The organism is Rhodococcus sp. P4_B6 (genome assembly GCF_056402215.1).
Genome location: NZ_JBFUHV010000273.1, coordinates 1 through 8280 on the forward strand (window position 1 = coordinate 1; position 8280 = coordinate 8280).

The window sequence follows — 8280 nt, forward strand, 5'->3', positions numbered from 1 at the left end:
CTCTCCGTGGGACTCTGCGGCGGCGATTCTGCGCCGCTCGAGTTTGACCCATTCACCCAACAGACTCTCGTTGAGGCCGAGTTCTCGGGCGACCTCTGCGATGGTGCGACCGGAGTCGATCACCCGGTGGGCAGCCTCGACCTTGTACTCGGTCGTGAACGACCGACGCTTGCGAGGGGGCATACGGACATCCTTCCAGCGGGACCGGTGTCCCGCCAAGTCGGTGTCCACTTTCCGGGGGGAACCTCAAACACCGCTTATCACCGGTTCGACGGATGCCGGATCCGGGACTTCGTCCCCCTGCTGGTCGAACGCGCCGCCAGCAGATCACTCGACGCGGCCATCGCGGCTGGGGCAACAACACCCGCCACCGTGCCCGCGGCGGCCCCGATTGAGCACCACATGGTCTAGGCAGCTCCGGCCGGTGTGGACACGACGGGCACGGCGCGCTCACAGGTGATCGTCGCGCTTGTGTTCGGCGAGGAGGGATCCTCCCGCCTTCCGCCGACGGGAAGACCGCCAAGGCAGCTGTGTGAATCGTGGACCGCGACCGGGAGCTCAGCAGCGTTGCTCCGACTCCCCGCACTGACCGAGTTCCCCATCTCGGGAACGACGGATGACCGGGTGCGATCGAGTCCGTGTTCGGGGCGGCCGCTGAAACGGAGCCCGCCACTCGCGGAGGCAGGTGGCGGGCTCCTCGCACGGCCTCGCTGGGCCGGTGGTGTGATCCACGGGAACAACCGGGCGATCACCGTGCCGGGCTGATCGCCGTACCCACGGTATCGGCACAACATGGCGTCACGGCGGCGGGAGGATGGCCGGCGAGTGTCGACACGCTGATCCGGGCGGTGCCGCCGCCAGCGTGCGGTGCACCGGATGGCGCGGAGTCCTTGCCCGCGCTGGATGTTGTCCAAGACAGTTCTCGATGAGTGCGGTTCGACTCGGCAGAACATCCGCGAGGGTCGGGCCGATCACTGCTGGGCGCATCCTCGTCCGCACCAGTGACTCCTAGTGTTCGAATACCAGCAGCGGTTTGCCCCCGTGTGCGGGAGCTTCGGCCAAATAGACGGCTTCACTGAACTTTCCGACGGGGATCGGCTGACCCTCGGGCACGCGCAACGCGCCGCTGTCGACGAGCTGAAGTGTCCGGGCGATCGTTGCGGCCATCCGATCCTTCGGGGTCTCGGTGAACCAGCGCAGCAGCCAGAACCCCCGAACGGTCTTGGTTTCGTAGATCAGTGACCGCGCGAAGATGGGGATGGTGAGTTTGTCGGGATCGGTTTGCCGGTGCGTGGACAGCGCCCCGAAGACGATCAGCTCACCGTGCGGTACCAGCGCACGCGAGACGTCCGCACCGACCTGACCGCCGACGCAGTCGATCGCCTTGGACACGCCGTCGTGGCCGGCGATGTCGGTCACCCGGTCGCGCAGGTCCTCATCCTCGGTGCAGATCACCGCGGTGCCCCCCAGCGCGAGGATGTCCGCGACAGCGGATCGACGGCGGACCACGTTGAGGGTCTTGAAGCCGACGTGCGCTCCGAGTTGGATGACCGACTGGCCCACGGTGGAACCGGCTGCGGTCTGCAGGAGCCATTCACCCGGTCGAACATCGAGTTCGTCACCGGTCAAGATCACGGCGGTGAGCGGATTGGCGAGGATCTGGGCGGCCGTGGAATCGCTCATGCCGGCGGGAACAGCCAACACGCTCTCGGCATCGGCAACGACATACTCCTGCCAGGTGCCCGTGACTCCGATCGTGATGACGCGTTGCCCGACGGTCAGACCGTCTGTGCCGCTGCCGAGTTCGTCGATCACGCCGACGGATTCGATTCCGGGCACGGCGGGGAACTGCGGGGTGAATCCGTATCTGCCGCGGATGGTGTGCAGGTCGCTGGCATGGACTGGGACCGCTGTCACCCGGATCCGGACCTCGCCGGGACCGGGCTCAGGAATCGGGCGGGTCTGCAGGTGCAGGACCTCGGACGGTTCGCCTAACGTGTCGGCGACGACAGACTGCATGGTTGTCATCTTCCTGGCGCTCCTTCGATCGGATCCAGATCTCACACGGCTTGCGTGTGCATCGCGTCGGCCTCGCCCCTTGTCGGCGAAGATTCGAATCGGCGCGACCCACTTCCAGCGCTACCAGATCTCATGCTGCCACCGCGGCCCAGTTGTCGGGGTCTAGATCCCCGGCGGGACCGCCCCGCGCCCTATGCCATCGATGAGGGCCAGACGCGCCGCGCGCTGGCCGAGACAGTGGTCGCATCTCCCCGCGAGGTGACCGGCGGTGCACCACAGGCCTTGCCGCAAACCCGGGACCGGCGGCACCGGCGTCGGGCCGGCCGGTCACCTGTACTACTGTTCGGCCGCCATGCCTTATTTCACGCCCGGAGATTCCGGTGACGGATCGACGGTCAGGTCATCGGTGTCGACGAACACCAGTCGCACGTCGTCGAGGGCGACCGCCCACCGGTGCACCGGCGCCCAGTCGTGGCCCCGGTCCTGCGAATGAATCAGGTCGGCGTAGTCCTCGACGACCGCACCGGTCGCCGCCGTCTCCGACGGCCTGCGGACCAGGACCCGGGCACCGACGCGCAACGCATCTCCGAGTTCCGGTGTCTTCTCGCTCATCTCGGTCATGCGCTCCCACCTTCTATTCAGCTGCCGCTCCCGGAGCATAAACAGCCGCCTTCCAGTTCGTCACCGGGATGTGACGACCGTCCCGAGATCGTGAGTCGTCGAGTCCGGTGGCACGGCGGGCGGTCGCTGGCCTCGCATCTTCCGCCCGATCGTCACGGCTTCGCCGACCACAAACGCGACCGGAACGGCGACCAGCATCGATGTGAGAGCGATGCCGGCATCGACAGCCAACCGGAGGACCCCGACACCACTGGCAACGAGCTCTCGGAATCTCATATCTCTGACCGCCTTCCCGGCGGGTATTCGTAGGCCGGAGGTTCCGGCACTTTGCCAGAACATTACTGAGGTCGCAGCTTCTTGACAAAACTCCCGCCACCGCCAGAACGTCGGGGTGCCCACCCTGTGTGTGCCTCTCGACCTCAGAATGGGCGCCACCAGCACACAGTCGAATGCCACGACTGCCCATCCGGTCGGCCCTGCGACCAAAGGGATTCGCCCCTTCGCCGCGCAGCCAAGGGTGCCGGGTCCGGCCATCCGGCCCACGCAACTCTCCGGCTATCGATGCGCTGGAAGTGGGCGTGGATTCAGAGCAGGTGTTCGGTGGCGGCGAACCGCAGCGGGTGGGAAACCTCCAGTTCTTCCTGGTTGGACAGCGGTGGGAATGGTCCGACGCCGTGGCCCACATGCACGGCTACCGGCCCGGCGAGGTCACCCCGACCACCGAACTGCCGCTCCGACGCCGATGTGTACGGCCTGGAGAGTCACCGCGCGAGCGGATTAGCTGGTAAGACGCGCGGCATCCGCCCGCGCCCGCTGGGCCGCCTGCAGTTCGAGTCCGTACAGCAGTCCGAACGCGAACCCGTTCTCGCCCGGCGTGGTTCCGGCGCGTGCACCCAGGGTGCGGAGTGTCTCGGTGGCCACGACGGAATCCTGGTGCTCGCCCAGCACCTGCTGGATCTCTTTGTACTTGCCGGCCTTCTTCTTGGACTTCTTCTTCCCGAGGACCGGTCTCGCCAGCTCGGCGGCGTAGCGGGCCCGCTTGGCGGCCTTGCGCGCCCGGTGCAGCGCCGCGTCGTCGGTGTCGGCGACCGCGGCGGTCAGTAGCTTGTTCGCCTTGCGCCCGGCCTTGCGGGTCGCCTTCCGGACGGACCGGGAATCGGCCGGCGCGGTGAACGGCGGGGCGGAGCGCCACCGCGCCAAGGTGGCCATCAGGTCCCGGTAGCGGTCGCCGTCGAGGACCTCCATCGCGTGTGCGAGGTGACGGTGTTGCTCGGCGAGCAGATCGCCCTCGATGCGGGCGGCGACCGGTCCCATCACCAGCTCGCTCGGCAACTCGGCGACCTTCTCCGCGAACCGCGCCCGCTGCACCTGCCGGTCCCGCACCTCACCGAGCACACCCGCGTACCAGGACAATTCGGCATCGAGCGTGGTGCGCGCCTCGGTGTCGAAGAATTTGCCGAACACCCGCAGGGTGCTGCGGAACCGCCGGATGCCCACCCGGGTGGAATGGATCGGGTCCAGCCCACGGCGCAGCCACACGTCACCGGCCACGATCGCCTGGACCTGGGCGTCGAGGTACTCGGTCAGTGCCCGTTCCGCCGCGCCACCTGCGCCGGCGGCGGGTGGATGGGTGCCGGAGAGCGCACGGCCGAGCTTCGACGCGTGCGGTGACGGCCAGGCACCGGCCTTGGTGAGGCGTTTGCCGACCTTGGTCAGCACCTTGTCCGCCGGGGAAGGCGTGCCGTGCTCGCCGAGTTCGACTTCCACTTCCCGCCATTCGCTGATTACGGCGACGTCCCCGGCGACAGTGGCGTGCACGAGGTCGTCGGCCACCTCCGCGAGCAGGTGCTCGTCCCGGTCGTACAGCCGGTGGGTGCGCCGGACGGTGGACAGCGCCGCCACCTGGTGCAGGGGTTTGCCCAGCCCGATGCCGCGGACCAGGGTGGCCAGCTCGTCGGGAACCGTGTCCCCCTCGCCGGGCGGCAGGGACAGCTCGGTGCGGGCCTTGTCGGCCTGGACCTTCAGCTGCCATCCGGCGCCGGTGTCCCCGGTGCGGCGGCGCAGGGTGAGGTGCTGGCGGAGCAGGTCGCGCTCGGCGGTGTCGTAGTAGACACTGGTCAGGTTCACCGAACCGGTGTCGAGTCGTCCACCGGTCGGGACCAGCCCTCCCAGATCGGGCAGCGTGAAATCCGGGTTCACGTCGTACTTGTCTTCCCGCTCACGCTGCGTCGACACCATGAGTCCAGTCTGCTCTCACACCGATTCGTGTGGTTGCCGATCGCCGGTGGACCGGCGGTGCGGCAGCGACGGCAGGATCCAGAACCCGAAGAACATCAGCATTGCCACCGCGGCCGCGATGATCCCGGTGGTCATGTCGACCACGAAGCTGAAGATCAGCAGGACCACGCCGACGAGGGCGAGGCCCAGGACGGCGATGCCGCCGATCGCCAGTCGCTGTCCGGTCGCGACGAGGGTCGGGAGGGCATGCTGCCGGAATTGCAGTCGGTGGATGCCGACCGGCGCGACCAGCGTCATCGTCGTGGTGACCGACAGGGCGACGGTGGCGAGGTAGATCACCTCCTGGGCGTCGACAGCTCCTCGAAACGCTGCTGGAACGGCAGCGTCAGCAGGAAGCCGGTCAGGAGTTGCACACTCGTCTGCACCACCCGCAACTCCTGCAGCAGGTTGCTCCAGTTGCGGTCGAGTCGCTGGGTTTCGGTTTCGTCGCGGACCCGGCGGTTCCATGCGGCGTCGTCCCGACCCTCTGCGCTGTCCATGCCCAGGCAGTACCCGATTTTCGGAATGATGAACGTGGAACGACTACCGCCGGGCAGCGGACGACACTCTCGCCCGGAGATATGTTGATCACAGACCCCCGGTGCTGGATTGACCTGGGAGGTCGTGGGCAAGAACAATTCGTAGTATGAATTCCGCGGAAGAGGCACGCCAGGTCTCGCAGGTCACCACACGGCTGCTCACGAAGTTCCCGACCGCCTCGCCGGAGGTGGTGGAAACCGCTGTGGAAGAAGCCGTCGCGCACTTCAAGGGCGGTCGCATCCGGGATTTCGTTCCGTTGCTCATCGAGCGCACCGCGACCGCCAAGCTTGCCACCCTGATCGAGAGGTAACCGCCGAGGCACGGCGGGATGCTTCCGACACTGCGCAGGCGGACCTTTCCGGTGAGGTGTGATGCCACCGTGCTCGGGTACGCCAACTTCGATTGACCAGCTCGATCGTTCGTCGGGAAGTGCCGCCACCTCGGGGAGGTGATGCCCATGACGTCGGTGCCCGAACCTCACCCGAGCACGGGGCATGCCGGGGTGGGTGTCCAGCATGCGAGGGATGGGCGGGAGACGCTGTCGGTGGCGGAAGGCATCCTGATCGCATTACGCCGTTGCAGCCCGACCGAGGCATTCGACGAACTGCTCCGGGTCGCGCACCGTCATCATCTCAGTGTGCTGACTGTCGCCCATGCTCTGGTGGATCTCGCCATCGGGGCCCGCCCACCTCTGGGATCCCCGGAACGGCACGCGGACGCCTCCGGAGCGTTGGCCGAGTGGGAGTCACGTCTCGCGCATCGGCCAGGGTCTTCGCGGTAAGTCGATCACTTTGCTGACCGTGGAGGCGGCGCTGCTCGGCCAGGATCACCGCGCACAGCAACAGATAGACCGCGGGAACGATCAGGACGACGGCGACGAGGACGACGACAACAGCCAGCACTTCCACGGCAACTCCCCAGGCCGACAAGTGAACTGCGACGGCACCACCCCCGAGCAGCGCGGCAGCCACAGCATGTCCACCGTATGCCGCCGGGGCGACCTGGCCGCAACCGGTCGGTGAACATCGCCGGAGTCCGTCACACCGGGCGCCCCGTCGCACCCCACATCCCGGCATTGCGAATCGTCACGATCCGTCTCATCCCGGCGCCTGAGCTGGCCCGCGCACACCCACTCGTGAGGGAAGGCCCTGCAATGTTCGTCCTGCTTCGGCACGCCCACGCGATAGCGAAGCAGAGCTGGAGTGGGCCCGACGCCCAACGACCTCAGCCAGGAACAGGCCGAGGGGGCTCGTCGACACCCTCACCGGAGTCGAGCTGCGCGTCCTGTATTGCAGCCCGACCACCCGCTGCCTTGACACCCTCGCGCCCCTGGCTGCCGCCCACGGCCTTCCCATCCACGAGCACCCGCTGCTCGCCCCTGACGCCGCGGCCGAAGTTCTGCGCGCCGCCCTCGAAAGCATCGACCTCACCGGCACCCTGTGGTGCACCCACGGCGAGACCCTCACCGCGCTCGCCGCATGCACCCGCACCGACGGCACCCGTCCATTTCCCATCGGCGACACCGCAAAGGGCGGGGCCTGGCTGCTCAATGCCCACACCTCGCTGCGGTACATCGACCCCGATCCGCCTCAATAGCTCCGACGGTGGCACGCAGCCGCCGCGTCAGTGACGCGCATCACATTAGATCTGGGGGTGGTCGGCGTAACGTTCCCGGCCCTTCCGGACACCGTTCGARTAGCCGCAGACGCTGGGCCCGCGGCATCCGAACTAGGACCACCGATCAGCATGAGCACCACACAGCTTCACCCGATCACCCGTTCCGCCACCAGCACYTCCTCCTGGAAGCGCCTGGCTACCGTCGCCGCCGCGACCRTCGCAGTCGGCCTCGTCCCSRTCGCCGCCGCGAACGCCACCACCACCGCACCGGCCCCCGCGCAGCCCGTCGCCGCCGCCGTCACCCACGACAACCCTCTCGACCGCGACAACGACATGCAGCAGCAACGTCAGCACGACCGCCAGCGGGACCAGCGGCAGGACCGGCGCGCCGACACCACCATCCTCGACCAGATCCTCCTCGACGGCGCGGCCAGCAGCAGCACCCAGCTGTAACGCAGACGCCCTGTCGCGGGGTGCCAGCGGCGACCAGCTGCTCCCCCACACGGGTCTGACGGCCTCGCATCCGTACGTCACCCGTTTTCAGAACACGGCAAGAAGACCATCATGAGCACGACCGACACCACCGCCACCACATTCAGTAGTACCGCCGACCTGACCCGCGCGTTGATTCGCGCGGCGATCGCTCACGGCGAACACGAGAAGCGCACCGGGGCAGAGGATCCGAACTGGCCCGACTGGTACGCCGCCTACATGGTCGCCGAACAGGCCGGAGCGGAGCTGCCCGCCTAACTGCCCTTGACCCCGTCCACCGGTCTACCCCTCACCTGCACAAATTCCAAGGAGAACGCCATGTCCACGATCCACCTCCACCAGACCACCACCGCCACCCCGGAACAATTCCTCGACGCGCTCACCGACTTCGGGCCCGGCCGCCAGGCGTTATTCGGTAACAGCGCCGACGACTACCTGCAGGTGCACGAACTCGGCACCGACCACGCCGATGTCACCGAGGGCTCCGGTGGGGCCTGGGAACGCCTGCACTACGACTGGACCGACCCCCACCGCATCGTCATGACGACCACCGACTCCAACCTGTGGGGCGGAAAGTCCGGCCACACCTACACCCTCACCCCGATGCCCGATGGGACCACCGACGTCGACGCCGTCGTGGTCCGCGACGGCAAGAACCTCAAAGGACGAGCGCTCGGGGCCCTGCTCGGCGTCTTCGGCACCCGAGTCCTGGGA

The 8280-nt window shown here is 67.6% G+C and carries 12 protein-coding genes and 2 pseudogenes; 9 read left to right on the top strand and 5 right to left on the bottom strand.

All coding sequences use genetic code 11. The annotated features are described in order from the left end of the window. On the bottom strand, nucleotides 1-183 hold a 183-nt coding region (locus AC1DWT_RS47930; protein WP_477925958.1), incomplete at its 3' end, for a transposase. A 24-nt stretch (nucleotides 184-207) separates the two neighbouring features. Between AC1DWT_RS47930 and AC1DWT_RS47935 the strand changes: the two genes are divergently transcribed. After that, nucleotides 208-411 (top strand): three-helix bundle dimerization domain-containing protein, encoded by a 204-nt coding sequence (locus AC1DWT_RS47935; protein ID WP_420855106.1) that lies wholly within the window; start codon nucleotides 208-210, stop codon nucleotides 409-411. A gap of 597 nt (nucleotides 412-1008) precedes the next feature. Here AC1DWT_RS47935 and AC1DWT_RS47940 read toward each other — a convergent pair. Together AC1DWT_RS47940 and AC1DWT_RS47945 are read right to left on the bottom strand one after the other, a co-directional pair. Then, complete coding sequence (locus tag AC1DWT_RS47940) at nucleotides 1009-2028, bottom strand: zinc-dependent alcohol dehydrogenase family protein (protein WP_206012459.1); 1020 nt, start codon at nucleotides 2026-2028, stop codon at nucleotides 1009-1011. A 348-nt stretch (nucleotides 2029-2376) separates the two neighbouring features. After that, a complete protein-coding gene (locus tag AC1DWT_RS47945) occupies nucleotides 2377-2640 on the bottom strand; it encodes a hypothetical protein (RefSeq protein WP_206012460.1) in 264 nt (87 codons plus the stop codon). A gap of 578 nt (nucleotides 2641-3218) precedes the next feature. Between AC1DWT_RS47945 and AC1DWT_RS47950 the strand changes: the two are divergent. Continuing rightward, nucleotides 3219-3410 (top strand): annotated as a pseudogene (locus AC1DWT_RS47950) (transcription antitermination regulator); the annotation flags it as partial. A 7-nt stretch (nucleotides 3411-3417) separates the two neighbouring features. On the opposite strand, the gene AC1DWT_RS47955 reads toward AC1DWT_RS47950, so the two are convergent. Both AC1DWT_RS47955 and AC1DWT_RS47960 read right to left on the bottom strand, forming a co-directional pair. Then, nucleotides 3418-4878: a CYTH and CHAD domain-containing protein gene (locus AC1DWT_RS47955; RefSeq protein ID WP_206012461.1), complete on the bottom strand. Its 1461-nt coding sequence runs from the start codon at nucleotides 4876-4878 to the stop codon at nucleotides 3418-3420. Nucleotides 4879-4893: 15 nt separating this feature from the next. Next, a pseudogene (locus tag AC1DWT_RS47960) lies at nucleotides 4894-5417 on the bottom strand (DUF6328 family protein). A gap of 146 nt (nucleotides 5418-5563) precedes the next feature. On the opposite strand from AC1DWT_RS47960, the gene AC1DWT_RS47965 reads away from it, so the two are divergent. From AC1DWT_RS47965 to AC1DWT_RS47995, 7 genes are all read left to right on the top strand, one after another. Then, nucleotides 5564-5767 carry a three-helix bundle dimerization domain-containing protein gene (locus AC1DWT_RS47965; RefSeq protein WP_095863918.1) on the top strand — a complete coding sequence of 68 codons (204 nt, stop codon included), beginning with the start codon at nucleotides 5564-5566 and terminating at the stop codon, nucleotides 5765-5767. Nucleotides 5768-5914: 147 nt separating this feature from the next. After that, nucleotides 5915-6238 carry an ANTAR domain-containing protein gene (locus AC1DWT_RS47970; protein WP_179377692.1) on the top strand — a complete coding sequence of 108 codons (324 nt, stop codon included), beginning with the start codon at nucleotides 5915-5917 and terminating at the stop codon, nucleotides 6236-6238. 10 nt (nucleotides 6239-6248) lie between these two features. After that, on the top strand, nucleotides 6249-6479 hold the full coding sequence (locus tag AC1DWT_RS47975; RefSeq protein ID WP_206012462.1) for a hypothetical protein: 231 nt from the start codon (nucleotides 6249-6251) through the stop codon (nucleotides 6477-6479). A 262-nt stretch (nucleotides 6480-6741) separates the two neighbouring features. Next, nucleotides 6742-7053, top strand: a complete 312-nt coding sequence (locus AC1DWT_RS47980; RefSeq protein WP_241031645.1) for a hypothetical protein — start codon at nucleotides 6742-6744, stop codon at nucleotides 7051-7053. Between the two features lie 150 nt (nucleotides 7054-7203). After that, a complete protein-coding gene (locus AC1DWT_RS47985; protein ID WP_477925959.1) occupies nucleotides 7204-7527 on the top strand; it encodes a hypothetical protein in 324 nt (107 codons plus the stop codon). A gap of 111 nt (nucleotides 7528-7638) precedes the next feature. Beyond that, nucleotides 7639-7824 carry a glyoxalase gene (locus tag AC1DWT_RS47990; RefSeq protein WP_095863915.1) on the top strand — a complete coding sequence of 62 codons (186 nt, stop codon included), beginning with the start codon at nucleotides 7639-7641 and terminating at the stop codon, nucleotides 7822-7824. 60 nt (nucleotides 7825-7884) lie between these two features. Next, nucleotides 7885-8280 (top strand): SRPBCC family protein (locus tag AC1DWT_RS47995; RefSeq protein ID WP_477925960.1); only part of this gene is annotated, 396 nt, incomplete at its 3' end.